The organism is Vibrio harveyi NBRC 15634 = ATCC 14126 = KCTC 12724 (assembly GCF_001591145.1).
GTDB classification, from domain to species: domain Bacteria; phylum Pseudomonadota; class Gammaproteobacteria; order Enterobacterales; family Vibrionaceae; genus Vibrio; species Vibrio harveyi.
In genome coordinates, this window is record NZ_BCUF01000022.1 from 73572 (window position 1) to 88638 (window position 15067).

The 15067-nt window shown below is 43.8% G+C and carries 14 protein-coding genes; 10 read left to right on the forward strand and 4 right to left on the reverse strand.

Features of this window, described 5'->3' with window-relative positions; translation table 11 throughout:
* Positions 1-325 precede the first annotated feature (325 nt).
* The 5 genes from VHA02S_RS13090 to VHA02S_RS13105 all read left to right on the forward strand — a co-directional run bounded on the left by VHA02S_RS13090 (position 326) and on the right by VHA02S_RS13105 (position 3539).
* Entirely contained in the window at positions 326-1180 is an 855-nt protein-coding gene (locus VHA02S_RS13090; protein WP_038898880.1) for a thioredoxin family protein, read from the forward strand.
* A 158-nt stretch (positions 1181-1338) separates the two neighbouring features.
* A complete protein-coding gene (locus tag VHA02S_RS13095) occupies positions 1339-2253 on the forward strand; it encodes an SPFH domain-containing protein (protein WP_005451550.1) in 915 nt (304 codons plus the stop codon).
* A 9-nt stretch (positions 2254-2262) separates the two neighbouring features.
* Positions 2263-2724 (forward strand): NfeD family protein, encoded by a 462-nt coding sequence (locus VHA02S_RS13100; protein ID WP_005451549.1) that lies wholly within the window; start codon positions 2263-2265, stop codon positions 2722-2724.
* Between the two features lie 330 nt (positions 2725-3054).
* Positions 3055-3237 (forward strand): hypothetical protein, encoded by a 183-nt coding sequence (locus VHA02S_RS25845; protein ID WP_100216240.1) that lies wholly within the window; start codon positions 3055-3057, stop codon positions 3235-3237.
* Between the two features lie 119 nt (positions 3238-3356).
* Entirely contained in the window at positions 3357-3539 is a 183-nt protein-coding gene (locus tag VHA02S_RS13105) for a hypothetical protein (RefSeq protein WP_009698603.1), read from the forward strand.
* A 40-nt stretch (positions 3540-3579) separates the two neighbouring features.
* On the opposite strand, the gene VHA02S_RS13110 is transcribed toward VHA02S_RS13105, so the two are convergent.
* The 3 genes from VHA02S_RS13110 to zipA form a co-directional block, all read right to left on the reverse strand.
* A complete protein-coding gene (locus VHA02S_RS13110; protein WP_005451547.1) occupies positions 3580-4986 on the reverse strand; it encodes an OprD family porin in 1407 nt (468 codons plus the stop codon).
* 511 nt (positions 4987-5497) lie between these two features.
* Positions 5498-7510: an NAD-dependent DNA ligase LigA gene (gene ligA, locus VHA02S_RS13115; RefSeq protein WP_038898881.1), complete on the reverse strand. Its 2013-nt coding sequence runs from the start codon at positions 7508-7510 to the stop codon at positions 5498-5500.
* An 88-nt stretch (positions 7511-7598) separates the two neighbouring features.
* Complete coding sequence (zipA, locus tag VHA02S_RS13120) at positions 7599-8567, reverse strand: cell division protein ZipA (RefSeq protein WP_005451545.1); 969 nt, start codon at positions 8565-8567, stop codon at positions 7599-7601.
* A 249-nt stretch (positions 8568-8816) separates the two neighbouring features.
* Between zipA and cysZ the strand changes: the two genes are divergently transcribed.
* The 5 genes from cysZ to crr all read left to right on the forward strand — a co-directional run bounded on the left by cysZ (position 8817) and on the right by crr (position 13730).
* Complete coding sequence (gene cysZ / locus VHA02S_RS13125; protein WP_005451544.1) at positions 8817-9560, forward strand: sulfate transporter CysZ; 744 nt, start codon at positions 8817-8819, stop codon at positions 9558-9560.
* Between the two features lie 166 nt (positions 9561-9726).
* Positions 9727-10695, forward strand: a complete 969-nt coding sequence (gene cysK, locus VHA02S_RS13130) for a cysteine synthase A (protein WP_005436896.1) — start codon at positions 9727-9729, stop codon at positions 10693-10695.
* Between the two features lie 298 nt (positions 10696-10993).
* Entirely contained in the window at positions 10994-11251 is a 258-nt protein-coding gene (locus tag VHA02S_RS13135) for an HPr family phosphocarrier protein (protein ID WP_005436894.1), read from the forward strand.
* Positions 11252-11390: 139 nt separating this feature from the next.
* Positions 11391-13115 (forward strand): phosphoenolpyruvate-protein phosphotransferase PtsI, encoded by a 1725-nt coding sequence (ptsI, locus tag VHA02S_RS13140; RefSeq protein WP_005451541.1) that lies wholly within the window; start codon positions 11391-11393, stop codon positions 13113-13115.
* A gap of 105 nt (positions 13116-13220) precedes the next feature.
* Positions 13221-13730 carry a PTS glucose transporter subunit IIA gene (crr, locus tag VHA02S_RS13145; RefSeq protein WP_005425608.1) on the forward strand — a complete coding sequence of 170 codons (510 nt, stop codon included), beginning with the start codon at positions 13221-13223 and terminating at the stop codon, positions 13728-13730.
* Between the two features lie 98 nt (positions 13731-13828).
* Here crr and VHA02S_RS13150 read toward each other — a convergent pair whose 3' ends face one another.
* Positions 13829-14953, reverse strand: coding sequence for a flagellin (locus VHA02S_RS13150; protein ID WP_005451540.1), 1125 nt, complete (start codon positions 14951-14953; stop codon positions 13829-13831).
* Positions 14954-15067: the final 114 nt, after the last annotated feature.

Below are 15067 nucleotides of genomic sequence, written 5' to 3' on the forward strand. Positions count from 1 at the left end.
GATACTCACTTTAGATTTGGTATCGCCACCCTTTCTGTTTTGTATTTACGCGAGACAATAATGACATTAAATCAGCTCAACTGGCTTAGTGTGGGTGTAGTGTTGACTGTGTTCATCCTATTTTGATACCTCACCCAGCACACAAAGATAATGTCTAACAAGACTCCCTAATTCGTGCTGGAATAGCCAAAGTTTTATAGCACTTTCGCTTGCTATCAGGATTACGCTGCTTCGGCAGCGTTTTTCCTTTCTATCGCTTGAATTTCCCAAATATCAACTCCATATCTACAATCAACGACAAGAAACAAAAAGCAAGGACACTCTGATGCAATCCCCATTTATCGTTGAGTTAACAGAACAAAATTTCCGCGAGACTCTTGAAGGGTCAATGAACACGCCAGTGTTGATCCACTTCTGGGCGAGTGCTCAACCAGAAAGTGCGCAAGTGATCCCTGAGCTACAGATGCTAACTCAGCAATACAACGGTGCATTCACCCTTGCTCTATTGAACTGTGAGCAGCAACCAGCTTTAGCATCACAGTTTGGCGTACAAGTCTTACCAACTATCGCGTTGTTTATGAACGGTCAAGCGGTAGATGGTATGGGTGGTCCTCAGCCGATTGATGCCATTTCAGCCATGCTGCAAAAACACCTCCCAAGCCAAGACGAAATGCAGTTAAAGCAAGCAAGCGAGTTGCTCCAACAAGGCGAACATGCTCAAGCTCTAGCTATTTTGCAAACCCTTTCAGAAGATCTGCAAAACCGCGGTGATGTAAAACTAGCGATGGCAGATTGTTTGCTAGAAACCAAACAATTTGAATTGGCACAAACGCTATTGAGTACAATCCCACTGGAATATCAAGATAACTACTATAAGGGATTGATTGCCAAGTTAGATCTGCACCTCCAAGCAGCAGATAGCCCAGAGCTTCAACGCCTTGAACAAGAGCTAGCCGCAAACCCAGATAACTTCGAATTGGCATGTGAGCTTGCAGTTCAATACAACCAAGTTGGTCGCGATGAAGAAGCGTTGGAGCTACTTTGGAATATTTTAAAAACCAACCTCGGCGCACAAGACGGTGAAGTGAAGAAAACTTTTATGGATATCTTAAGTGCATTGGGTCAAGGCAATGCATTAGCAAGTAAATTCCGTCGTCAGTTGTACTCTATTCTCTACTAATTAAAGTACTAACCTGCTGAATTAAAAAATATAAAAAGGTCGGATTAATCCGGCCTTTATTCTGTCTATAATTTATCGAGGCTCTCATTTCTACGATTGTGTCATAAGCCTAAATGAGTAAAAATGAAACAAACATTATGCACTTAAGGGAATAGAACATGCCAATCGACTCATTGATCACCATCGGGATCTTAGTTGTACTAGCCATTATTGTCCTCGCTTCTGGGATCAAAACCGTACCACAAGGGAACAACTGGACCGTCGAACGCTTCGGACGTTATACCCACACCTTAAAGCCAGGTCTAAACCTAATCATTCCTTTCGTTGATCGCGTAGGTCAAAAAGTCAACATGATGGAACGTGTACTGGACATCCCGGCACAAGAAGTCATCTCAAAAGACAATGCGAATGTTGTTATCGATGCAGTCGGCTTTGTCCAAGTCATCGACGCAGCCAAAGCGGCGTATGAAGTCAACGATCTAGAACACGCTATCCGTAACCTAACACTAACGAACATTCGTACCGTGCTCGGCTCAATGGAATTGGATGAGATGCTTAGCCAGCGTGACATGATCAACACCAAATTGCTCTCTATCGTTGACCAAGCAACCAACCCTTGGGGCGTAAAAGTAACCCGTATCGAGATTAAAGACGTTCAGCCACCAGCGGATCTAACAGCAGCAATGAACGCTCAGATGAAAGCAGAACGTAATAAGCGTGCTGAAATCCTAGAAGCTGAAGGGATACGTCAGGCAGAAATCTTACGAGCAGAAGGTCAAAAACAATCGGAAATTCTGAAAGCGGAAGGTGAAAAGCAATCGGCGATCTTACATGCGGAAGCGCGTGAGCGTGCAGCTCAAGCAGAAGCAAAAGCGACTTACATGGTATCTGAAGCAATCGCTAAAGGTGATGTTCAGGCGGTTAACTACTTTATTGCCCAAGGTTATACCGATGCACTGAAGAGTATCGGTCAAGCGGAAAATGGTAAGATCATCATGATGCCGATCGAAGCGACAGGTCTAATGGGCTCAGTCGCGGGTATTGCTGAAATGTTCAAACAAAGTAAGGACTAAGGATTGCCTATGGATTTATTTAGCCTATTAGAAAGCGTGTCATTCTGGCATTGGATTGCGCTTGGTTTAGCCTTGCTCGCTGTAGAGCTATTGGGCACAGCAGGCTATTTTCTTTGGCTAGGCATTTCCGCCCTGATCGTTGGCGCTATCCTATCTTTCTTACCAATGAGTTGGCAGATGCAGTGGCTTGCCTTTGTGGCTTTCAGTTTGGTTACCACTTGGCTATGGTGGAGAAAGCAATGGTCCAAGGATCGCAAAAGTGATCAAGCCAGAGATCTCAATCAAAAACACAAACAGCTGATAGGTAATATTGTCACGCTCGAAGAAGATTTTCACATTGGAATGAATCGTCTTAGAGTGGCAGATACAACGTGGTCAGCTGAATGCGAACACGAATTGCCGACGGGAACTCGGGTCGAAATTATCGCCGTAGACGGCATAATTTTGAAGATTAAACCGGTTTCTCGCTGATTTGTGTCAAAATAAAAGGGTGCTCAGCATCCTTTTATTTCCTTTCCGTGACTAATGCTTTTATTTCATCTACTTATTTAAATTAACCACAAAAATTAAGTAATAGAAATATTATTAATATTCTCTCCTTTATCAAAACAGATCCTCCTACTAAATTAAAATTTCAAGCACATAGATAAATATATCCCAAGATTTAAAATCTAAATTCATTTTAAAAAATAAAACACTGTTGAATTAATTTTTGATCTTTCTAGGTCTCTATACATACTTAACGCATAAGCATGGCAATTAAATGCTTATATTTTTTTAAGGTAAGTAAGAGGATGTACTATGAAGAAGTGTTTTTTGTTTTTAGCGTGCAGCGCGTTTGCGTTTTCTTCATTCGCCTATAACAACGGGAATGGAGGCACCACCAATCTAGGACCTATCGTTGAATGTGTTTTACCAAGTGGCGATGTTGCCCATCTACCTAGTGAGATGTGCCGCTTTCAAGGTGGTTCATGGGACAACTAAATCGTAGGTTAGATTAAGGAGCAGAACGCTACGCTTTAATATTTCCCACCTATACAACGAACTCAAGTAATTAAGTGAAATTAAAAAGAAAATACATTCTAGATTACAAGGTAAATAATATGAAACTGGTAACTGGATTATTAGTCGCTATCGCTGCATTAATGCCATTGACTTCGCTAGCAAATGGCGCTTCTGGTGGTAGAACATTAGCACCGGAAATAAAGTGTGAATTGCCCAACGGCAACGTACACATGCTTCCTCCCCTATATTGCAAAATGTATGACGGAAAAGAAGTAAAATAAAAAAGGAGCCGATTGGCTCCTTTTTCTTAACTTCTAAATATTAGTGGAAGCTGTATGGGATAAGAACTTGTAGACGTAGGTCTGTCTCATCCGCGTCTGCTGCACCAGCAAACTCGTCACGCTCTAGGATAGTACCGTGTAGACGCACGGTTGTACCTTTAAGAGAACCGCTTTGTAGAGAGTAAGAAACTGTTGCGTTAACTGCGTACTCGCTCTCGTAATCCCAGTCACCAGATGCGCCGCTTGCTGCAGAGTCTGCACCAGAACCGTAGCCGAAGCCTAGGTAGTAGTTCCAGCCGTTACCTTGGTTGTAAGATAGACGGTTGTACCAAGCTAGCTCGCCAGCTTTGTTCCAGTCAGATAGAGCATCCCACCATTGTGACCAAGTACCATTATTCATACCGTAAGTATGGATTGTACGAGGAACGAAATCTGAACGGTTGTCTGTGTCTGTGTAACGTAGTTCAGACATCCAAGACAGTTTACCGAACGATTGGTTTAGAGATAGACCAGTGTGGAAACCTAGACCATCGTATTTCACATCGTCATCAACACCGTAGAAGTCAAATGCAAGAGTAGTACGGTCACTTACTGTGTACTTCAAATAAGCTTTGTATGACGTGTTATCAGTTTCGTCATGGTAGCTAGTTACTTGACCTGCACCCCAGTCGATACCGTTAGCGTATTTAACGCCTGTCGCTTGACCAAGACCAACTTGGAAGAATAGAGCATCAGTAATGTTACCGTTCAAACCTAGAGAGTGTAGGTAGCTCCAAGAAGTGTCTGACCATAGTGCTGGCGCGTAGTCATCTTCGTGTAGCAACCATGGTGCTGTAAATTGGTCTGCACCAAAGTAGCTTAGGTTGAAATCACCCAGCTTCGCGTTTAGTTCGAAACCACGGTAAGTACCTGGTACGAAGCTCCAAACGTTACCGATTGTGCCATTACCACCAGCTTGCAACATACCGAAGCGAGCGTTAAAGTTTTCGCCAGTCTTAAACTTCAGAGCAGCTTTGTAAACTTTAAGTTGATCACCGTCACCTGCACCCCAGTCTAGGTTAGTACAAGTAGAGATCTCGTTACATAGGTAACCGTCTGCGCCTTTCAAGCTATCGTTGTATAGGTCGCCAGAGTAGTAAGCTGCTACGTCTGCACCTAACCAACCATCATGGTAGCCAGAAGTGAAGTCAATGATCGCATTGTAAGATGAGTAGTTTAGACGGCTCCAGCGGTCGCCATTCTCACCACCAGGTTTACCTGTTGTACGAGTACGAGAACGAGTATCAACAACGAACATTGCATTAAGACTTGAGTCTTGCATAAATTCGTTAACTTTTTCTACATACTCACCACCAGCTGCACTTTCAGTAGATGCTGTAGCCGGAGCTACTGCAACTGCACCAAACATCGCAGCTGTTAACGCTGAAACCTTGAAAAATTTGTCCATGGAAAAAACTCCTAAAAATGGATATAGCTGTATTTTTCTATCTCGCCTTAAGTTGGCCGCCGAAGGAGAGAAGTAAATTCCTGAGTGAACCTCAATATTTCTAAATTGGTTCTTTTTAGTTCCTGCATACACACCGTGTATCCACGCTTCTAAGACTAACTTCGCATCTAAAAACATCCAAATGGAACTTATTTTTTTTCTAAAAAAATATGACCAACGCCAAAGTTCCATATAAGTTGTTGATCCAGATCTTATTTTTAACACCAAAGACACAAACCAAAGAAAAGACCTTAAATATCAAACACATAACGAAAACTCATCCATTCTATTTTGAAGTCGATCGCAGAGTTTTAGTTATAAAAGAAGAATAACGTAAGGAGAGATCCTGATCACTGAAATCAGGAAAAGTGGTATTTGAACGGTTATTGAGTGACTTTTTAATTGCCAAGAAAAAGCCCCAAGCGACTGACACTTGGGGCTTTTAGGTATTTTTTATCTTTTTTGAGGAGAGTTATTTCATCAAATTGAGTAAGTCTTGCTCAGTTTGAATCTCAATTCCAAGTTCTTGAGCTTTAGCTAGCTTAGAACCGGCATTTTCTCCAGCAAACAAAATATCTGTTTTCTTCGAAACACTACCAGTTACTTTTGCGCCTAAATTCTGTAGTGCTTCTTTCGCCTCTGAACGACCTAACTGAGAAAGCGTACCGGTTAACACCACGGTTTTACCTTCCAAAGGTAATTCGACCCCTTCCTGTGGTGTGGCGATTTCTGGCCAGTGAATGCCCTGCGCCAGTAGGTCTTGTACGACCGCTTGGTTTTTCTCTTCGCTGAAGAAAGTGGTAATGTGTTTTGCTACGACCACACCAATATCTTGAACCTCAACCAACTGCTCTTCTGTTGCTTGCTCAATGGTGTCAAGGTTCTTGAAATGTTGTGCAAGGTTTGCAGCTGTAGCTTCACCGACTTCTCGGATACCAAGTGAGTACAAGAAACGTGGCAATGTTGTTAGTTTTGATTTCTCAAGAGCATTCACAACGTTGGTTGCCGATTTCGGTCCCATTCGTTCCAAGACCGTCAGTACGCCTGCAGAAAGCTTGAACAGGTCAGCTGGCGTTTCGACCATCTCACGATCAACCAATTGTTCAATGACCTTCTCACCCAATCCGTCTACATCTAGCGCCTTACGAGACACAAAATGTTTTAACGCTTCTTTACGTTGAGCCTGACATACTAAACCACCAGTACAACGTGTAACGGCTTCACCTTCGATACGTTCAACATGAGAGCCACATACCGGACAAGCATTGGGGAATAGGATCTCGCGCGCCGTTTCTGGGCGACGTTCTTTGATAACAGAGACAACTTGCGGAATCACATCACCAGCACGACGAATCACTACTTGATCACCTACCATCACTTGTAAACGTTCAATCTCGTCTGCGTTGTGAAGAGTTGCATTACTTACCGTGACACCACCAACAAATACTGGCTCAAGCTTAGCTACTGGCGTAATGGCACCTGTACGACCAACTTGGAACTCCACATCATTTAGCGTGGTAATTTCTTCTTGCGCAGGGAATTTATACGCGATAGCCCAACGAGGAGCGCGAGCAACAAAACCCAAACGCTCTTGAATTGCAATATCATCAACTTTAATGACGACGCCATCAATTTCATACGCCAAAGCTTCACGACGGTTAAGAATGTCTTGGTAGTAGGCTTTTACCTCTTCCAAGTTATCGACTCGCTTGGTTTCAGGGCACATTGGTAAGCCCCAAGATTTGATTTGTAAGAATCGCTCGTAGTGGCTGTTTGCTAACGTAGCACCTTCAACAACGCCAACGCTGTAAGCATAAAAGCTCAATGGACGCGAAGCGGTAATACGTGAATCTAGTTGACGCAGACTGCCCGCCGCCGCGTTACGTGGGTTAACAAAAACTTTCTCGCCTTTTTGACGAGCGATCTCGTTAAGTTTGTCAAAACCCGCTTTTGGCATAAAGACTTCACCACGAACTTCTAGACGTGTCGGCCAGTCTTTACCCTGCAGCTTTAATGGAATTGCGCTGATGGTACGTACATTTTCCGTGATGTTTTCACCAGTAGTACCATCACCACGTGTCGCAGCCTGGACCAAGACACCATCTTCGTACAATAGACTTACAGCCAAACCGTCAAGCTTAGGCTCACAGCAGTACTGTTTGATGGTATGACCGACAACGCGATCTTGAGCGCGTTTATGAAAACCATCCAGTTCCGTATCATCAAAAGCGTTATCCAACGATAGCATCGGCACTTCATGAGTAACTTGGCTGAACTCAGACAGTGGCTGACCTCCTACGCGTTGACTTGGAGAGTCGACGGTAACCAGTTCTGGGTGTTCGGCTTCAATATCCAATAATTCACGCATCATACGATCGTACTCTGCATCTGGAATCTCTGGGTTATCTTCCACGTAGTAACGAACCGCGTGGTAATGCAACGACTCTTTTAGCTCTTCTAGTCGCTGATGTACTGATTCAGACATATTAAAGCCCCGTGTATATTCATTAATGAGGTTGGGAATCTAAGAAAAAGGGCTCCTAACGGAGCCCTATCATTATTTGGTGTTAAGGTTATGCGTTAGCAGCATTAAACTCAACTATTTGACGTCGATATGATGCTAATCGATCAGGTGTCATCAGGTTACGTTGATCATCCAGTACGTTCCCCCCCATATCGTCCGCGACTTGCTGTGCAATACGCAGCATAAGGTTGAAGTTTTGGTCTGCTTCACCATAGCAAGGGAGAGTCATAAAGAAGGAAATACCTTTCGTTGAAAACTCTGCTGGGTCACCGTGCTCTAACGTACCCGGCTGCATCATGTTTGCAACACTGAATAACACTTTACCATTGCCAGACAAGTCCACATGACGATGGAAGATATTCATTTCACCGTAAATCAAACCGTTTTGCTGAAGGCTATCGAATAGCTTAGTACCAATAAATGGCTCTTCGCCTGCACAGTGCACATTTAACACAATCACTTGCATTTCTGGCTCTGGCTTCGGCTCTTCAACCGCTACCTCTGTCATTACAGGCGCAATCTCTACTTCTGCCGATTCTGGTACCACCGTTGTTTCAAATACCGGTTCGATAATTTCTTCTTTTTCCGCGATAGTTTCGTTTTCAGCAAAAGTGTCTACTGACTCTTGTAAAACAGGCTCTACCACGTCTTCTTCTGTTTTTGTCGCAACAAAAGCTGGGATTTCTTGCTCTTCTTTATGCTCTTTCTCTTCTTTTACATCAAGAACATCATCGATCAGAGGATCAGAAGCGAATTTATTATCAAATGAATTCTCCATCCCAAAGTCTGGCTCTTTGCGATCTTTACGGATGATTTCGAAGTCGTCTTCTGGAGCAGGAGCAAAATCACGCTCTTGTTCTGGAGACTCTTTATCCTCTTGGTCAACATCCAACTTACCAAGCGGCTTGTTACCAAATTTTGCTTTGCCTTCTTTTTTGCTTGTCCACAGACCATGAAATAGCAATGCGGCGATGGCTAATGCGCCAACAACAATGAGTACGAATCGCAATTCCTGCATTATTTACTCTCAATCTACTTGTTCTACTACTCGCACATCCTTGAGCAGTAACCCAAGTGCAATAAATCCGAATGATGCTTTTACTTTACCAAAACTATATGTAGGTTTAGAACAACTTAATGCAAGAAGTTCGGTTTTTTGTTGTGATTCTTGCCACGATTCCACTTTACAAGACCCAAAATGTTAGGGCATTGAAAGAAAACCATCCACAGGTACAATGAGTTTTCACTTACACGAAACAAAATAGATATGAAGTTGAATAATCAGCCTAGAACCGGATTCGGTTACTTCCTATATGGGATTCAAATAGCACTCTCTCCGGAGATCCGTCGCTTTGTGGTTTTGCCATTACTTGCCAACGTATTACTCGTGGGTGGCGCGATTTTCTATCTATTCTCCCATCTCGATGTTTGGATCCAGAACTGGATTGGTCAGTTACCAGATTTTCTCTCTTGGCTTACCTACATATTATGGCCAATATTGGTGTTAACTATTCTCGCCACATTCTCTTATTTCTTTAGTACATTAGCTAACTTCATCGCCGCACCATTCAATGGTTTACTCGCTGAAAAAGTCGAAGAGTCCTTAACGGGTCAAAAAGTGAATGATGATGGCATGGCTGCGGTGATAAAAGATGTCCCTCGCGTGCTGGCACGAGAATGGCGAAAATTGCTTTATGTCCTACCAAAAGCAATTGGCTTGTTTCTTCTTCTGTTGATCCCTGCACTCGGGCAAACGGTTGGACCTTTCTTGTGGTTCATCTTCACCGCTTGGATGCTTGCTATCCAGTACTGTGACTATCCGTTTGATAACCATAAAGTGTCTTTCAACGAGATGCGTTACAAATTGAAACAAAAGCAAGGGAAAGCCTATGGCTTTGGAGTGTTGGTTTCGGTGTTTACCACGATTCCAATTCTTAACCTAATTGTTATGCCTGTTGCTGTCTGCGGTGCAACTGCAATGTGGGTGAACGAATTTAAGCATCAACAATAACTCACACTTTCATTCGATACGGGGAGGTTTTAGACGCCTCCCCTTTCATTTTGCTCAATTCTCGACCAACCTCATAAGATATAACTTTTTAATCCTTTTCCCTTTTTTTGAGACCGCATATTCTTCTACTCATATTCACAATATCGTGTAATGAAGGAACATCACTATGAGCAAGATCTACGAAGACAACTCTCTTACTATCGGTAACACACCTCTTGTTCGCTTGAATAAAGTGAGCAAAGGTAAAGTTTTGGCGAAAATCGAAGCGCGTAACCCAAGCTTCAGTGTTAAGTGCCGTATTGGTGCGAACATGATTTGGGAAGCAGAAAAGGCAGGTACTCTTAAGCCGGGCGTTGAGCTAGTTGAGCCAACCAGTGGTAACACAGGTGTTGCACTTGCATTCGTAGCAGCCGCTCGCGGTTACAAGCTCACTCTGACAATGCCAGAATCAATGAGCCTTGAGCGTCGTAAGCTGCTTAAAGCGCTAGGTGCAAATCTAGAACTAACAGAAGCAGCAAAAGGTATGAAAGGCGCGATCGCTAAAGCGGAAGAAATCGTTGCAAGCAATCCAGACAAATACCTTCTTCTACAGCAGTTCAACAACCCAGCCAACCCAGAGATTCACGAGAAGACAACTGGTCCAGAAATCTGGGAAGCAACAGACGGTGAAATCGATGTATTCGTAGCAGGTGTAGGTACAGGCGGTACCATCACAGGCACAAGCCGCTACATCAAAGGTGAGAAAGGCAAAGCCATCACATCTGTTGCAGTAGAGCCAGCAGAATCACCAGTAATTGCGCAAGCGCTAGCAGGTGAAGAAATCCAACCAGCGCCTCACAAAATCCAAGGTATTGGTGCAGGTTTCATCCCTGGTAACTTAGATTTAGAACTTCTAGACCGTGTTGAGCAAGTGACTTCTGAAGAAGCGATCGAGATGGCTCGTCGCCTAATGGAAGAAGAAGGCATCCTAGCTGGCATCTCATCAGGAGCAGCAGTCGTTGCAGCAAACCGACTCGCAGAACTTCCTGAATTTGAAGGAAAAACAATCGTAACAGTTCTACCAAGCTCTGGTGAACGTTACCTAAGTACAGCACTATTTGCTGGTATCTTTACCGAGAAAGAGAACCAACAGTAATATGTGGTCAAATCAATTTTTCGTTTAAAAAAGCCCCGTTCAGGGGCTTTTTTGTTGATCCCTGCCCCACCTTTGGTAATATCAGGGTGTTTTATTTTTAGGTTCAAAATAAAGAATCTAAACCAAAAAGGTTTCAGTGTAATTACGCACGCAAACAGTTGCGTAATTACCAAACTTTTGACTAGTATCAGTTCTGACACGCTTTGAACTCTCCCGTGCTAGCGCACAAGGTGTAAAGCAGTTAAGCTAAAACTTAGTCACAAACTAACAAAAAAATACATTTATTGGGGTATATCACATGTACGAGAAGCAAGTAGAAATCACAGCAGAAAACGGTCTTCACACTCGTCCAGCTGCACAGTTCGTTAAAGAAGCTAAAGCATTCGACGCGGACATCACTGTGACTTCTAACGGTAAAAGCGCTAGCGCTAAGAGCCTATTCAAGCTACAAACACTAGGCCTAGTAAAAGGTACTCTAGTAACTATCTCAGCTGAAGGCCCACAAGCTCAGCAAGCAGTTGACCACCTAGTTGCTCTAATGGACCAACTACACTAATTCGGTCTCCTATTTCAGAAGCCATTTTGTGAAAGCAAAATGGCTTCGTTGGAAATAGACTCAAAACTAAGCTAAAACTATTCGTTAGCGCACCCATTATTCTCCCGTTTTATAAAGTTGACCAACTTAAGGTAAGGCTATGATTTCAGGCATCCTAGCATCTCCTGGTATTGCAATCGGTAAAGCACTACTACTTCAAGAAGATGAAATTGTCCTAAACACAAACACTATTTCTGATGATCAAGTAGAAGCAGAAGTTGCACGTTTCTTTGACGCTCGTAACAAATCTTCTGCTCAACTAGAAACTATCAAGCAAAAAGCGCTTGAAACGTTTGGCGAAGAAAAAGAAGCGATCTTTGAAGGTCACATCATGCTTCTTGAAGACGAAGAGCTAGAAGAGGAAATCCTAGCACTTATCAAAAACGACAAAATGTCTGCTGACCACGCGATCCACTCTGTGATCGAAGAGCAAGCAACGGCTCTTGAGTCTCTAGACGACGAATACCTGAAAGAACGTGCAACTGACATCCGTGATATCGGTTCTCGTTTCGTTAAGAACGCTCTAGGTATCAACATCGTCTCTCTAAGCGATATTGATCAAGAAGTTATCCTAGTAGCTTACGACCTAACGCCATCTGAAACTGCACAGATCAACCTAGACTACGTTCTTGGTTTTGCTTGTGACATCGGCGGTCGCACTTCTCACACTTCAATCATGGCTCGCTCTCTTGAGCTTCCAGCTATCGTTGGTACTAACGACATCACTAAGCAAGTTAAGAACGGCGACATGCTGATTCTTGATGCGATGAACAACAAGCTCGTTATCAACCCATCTGACGCTGAGCTAGAAGAAGCAAAAGCAGTTAAAGCTGCATTCCTTGCTGAAAAAGAAGAGCTAGCTAAGCTAAAAGACCTACACGCAGAAACAACTGACGGTCACCGCGTAGAAGTTTGCGGTAACATCGGTACTGTTAAAGACTGTGACGGTATCATCCGTAACGGTGGTGAAGGTGTTGGTCTGTACCGTACTGAATTCCTATTCATGGACCGTGACGCACTTCCAACTGAAGAAGAGCAATACCAAGCTTACAAAGAAGTTGCTGAAGCAATGAACGGTCACGCTGTGATCATCCGTACTATGGATATCGGCGGCGACAAAGATCTTCCATACATGGATCTTCCAAAAGAGATGAACCCGTTCCTAGGCTGGCGTGCAGTACGTATCAGCTTGGATCGTCGTGAAATCCTACGTGACCAGCTACGTGGTATCCTACGTGCATCTGCACACGGTAAACTGCGTATCATGTTCCCAATGATCATCTCTGTTGAAGAAATCCGTGAGCTTAAGAAAGCGATCGAAGAGTACAAAGCAGAACTACGCGCTGAAGGTCATGCATTCGACGAAAACATCGAAATCGGTGTAATGGTTGAGACTCCAGCTGCAGCAGCTATCGCGCACCACCTAGCGAAGGAAGTATCTTTCTTCTCTATCGGTACAAACGACCTAACTCAGTACACACTAGCGGTTGACCGTGGTAACGAGATGATTTCTCACCTATACAACCCACTATCACCAGCTGTACTTACTGTGATTAAGCAAGTTATCGACGCTTCTCACGCTGAAGGTAAGTGGACTGGTATGTGTGGTGAGCTAGCAGGTGATGAGCGTGCAACACTTCTACTTCTAGGTATGGGTCTAGACGAGTTCTCAATGAGCGGCATCTCTATCCCTAAAGTGAAGAAAGTTATCCGTAACTCTAACTTCGCAGAAGTGAAAGCAATGGCTGAAGAAGCACTTTCTCTACCAACAGCAGCAGAAATTGAAGCAGTTGTAGAAAAGTTCATTGCAGAGAAAACTCAATAATCAACTAATTCCAATGAGATAGGCGGTTAAAAAAAGTCGTCTATCTCGAAAGATTGGTATACTATAATTCGACAGAATTAAATAAAACGTTAGGAGCATGACACAATGGGTCTGTTTGACAAACTTAAGAAGCTAGTATCTGACGACAGCGCTGACGCAGGTGCAATCGAAATCATCGCACCACTTTCTGGTGAGATCGTGAACATTGAAGATGTGCCAGATGTTGTTTTCGCTGAGAAAATCGTTGGTGATGGTATTGCTATCAAACCTGCTGGTAACAAAATGGTAGCTCCTGTAAACGGTACTATCGGTAAGATCTTCGAAACGAACCACGCGTTCTCTATCGAGTCTGACGACGGTGTTGAGCTTTTCGTTCACTTCGGTATCGATACTGTTGAACTTAAAGGCGAAGGCTTCAAGCGTATCGCTGAAGAAGGTCAAACTGTTAAAGCTGGCGACACTGTAATTGAATTCGACCTAGCTCTTCTAGAAGAGAAAGCGAAATCAACGCTAACTCCAGTTGTTATCTCTAACATGGACGAAATCAAAGAGCTAAACAAGCTTTCTGGTTCTGTTACTGTTGGTGAAACTCCAGTTCTACGTGTAACTAAGTAATTTTTACTTAGCTGAACACGAAAAAAACGCTGCCATTGGCAGCGTTTTTTATTACCTGAAACTTTTGTTCCTGAGCGACATTCATCGCTGCAACCCGCTTAACTGAGCAAGCCAAGTGCCGAGCTCGGTCTCTGCTTCGCTTGGGCTAATAATGCGGTAGTCGCATCTTGCAGCACTTGTGACCGTACCATCTCCGTCGACTCACGAGCAAAATCCGTATCTCGTATCCGCCCTTTTGATTCGGTCACACTCCGGTTCACCGTGTTAAGGTTATCCATCGTGCCGCTAACCCGGTTTTGGAAGCCACCTATTTCACTTCGATGCGAGTCAACATACTTAATTGCTGCATCAATTACCCCAACTGAAAGCTGCGCCCCGCCAACAGTCGACATATCGATGTCGTCCATTGTGACTAAACCACCAGCACTAACATCAAGCTCATCCGTTAAACTGCCCTCTAACGTTACACCTTCAGGTGCATTCAGCGTCGAGGCAAAGAATTGCAGTTCATTGTTTTCAGTCACTGAGGCACTCACTATCGATTGCTGCGCATTGATATAAGTAGCAACCTGTTCAATGCGATCTCCTAGTTTGAGCCCAATAGATTCTGTTTGGGTTTGCCCTTTACTGTCTTGGTATTCAAATTTAAGGGTTTGATTATCTTTAGTGACTCGCCAATCTTTATCGACCGCATCACCAACATAATGCTGCCCTCCCATCTCCGGGATGTGACTGCGCATATTCCGCAGTGTCAGAGAGATAGAGTTGGCATTCGCTCCAATATGGAAGCTTTGCGAGCCGTAAGAACCATCAAACAGGTTTTTATCTGCAAATGTCGTCGTGATCGCGACACGATCAAGCTCATCTTGCAGCGCTACGACCTCGTATTGAATACTTTGCCGATCACTTGAGTCATTACTGCCGTTTGCCGCTTGAAGCCCCAGAGAGCGCAAGCGTTGCAATATATCACTGCTCTCATGCAAAGCGCCTTCTGCGGTTTGTGCCACCGAATACGCATCGTGCGCATTTCTCAAGGCGACATCAAGCCCTCTCGTTTGGACATTAAGAGTATTGGAGATTTGCAGACCTGCAGCATCATCACTGGCGGAATTAATCCGATAACCCGAGGTGAGGTTTCGCTGAGACTCTATGTTTTGCTCAGCCGCATGACTGAGATGTCGCTGCGTCATCATCGCAGTGACATTGGTATTTAAAGAGACCATCTAATCGATACAAACTCCTTGTCACCTATCCTATTCGGTGTCCCTAATGCGTGATTCGAATATGCAAAAAGCCAGGGATGAACCTGGCTTTTGTATCGCGTCGTATTAGGTTGA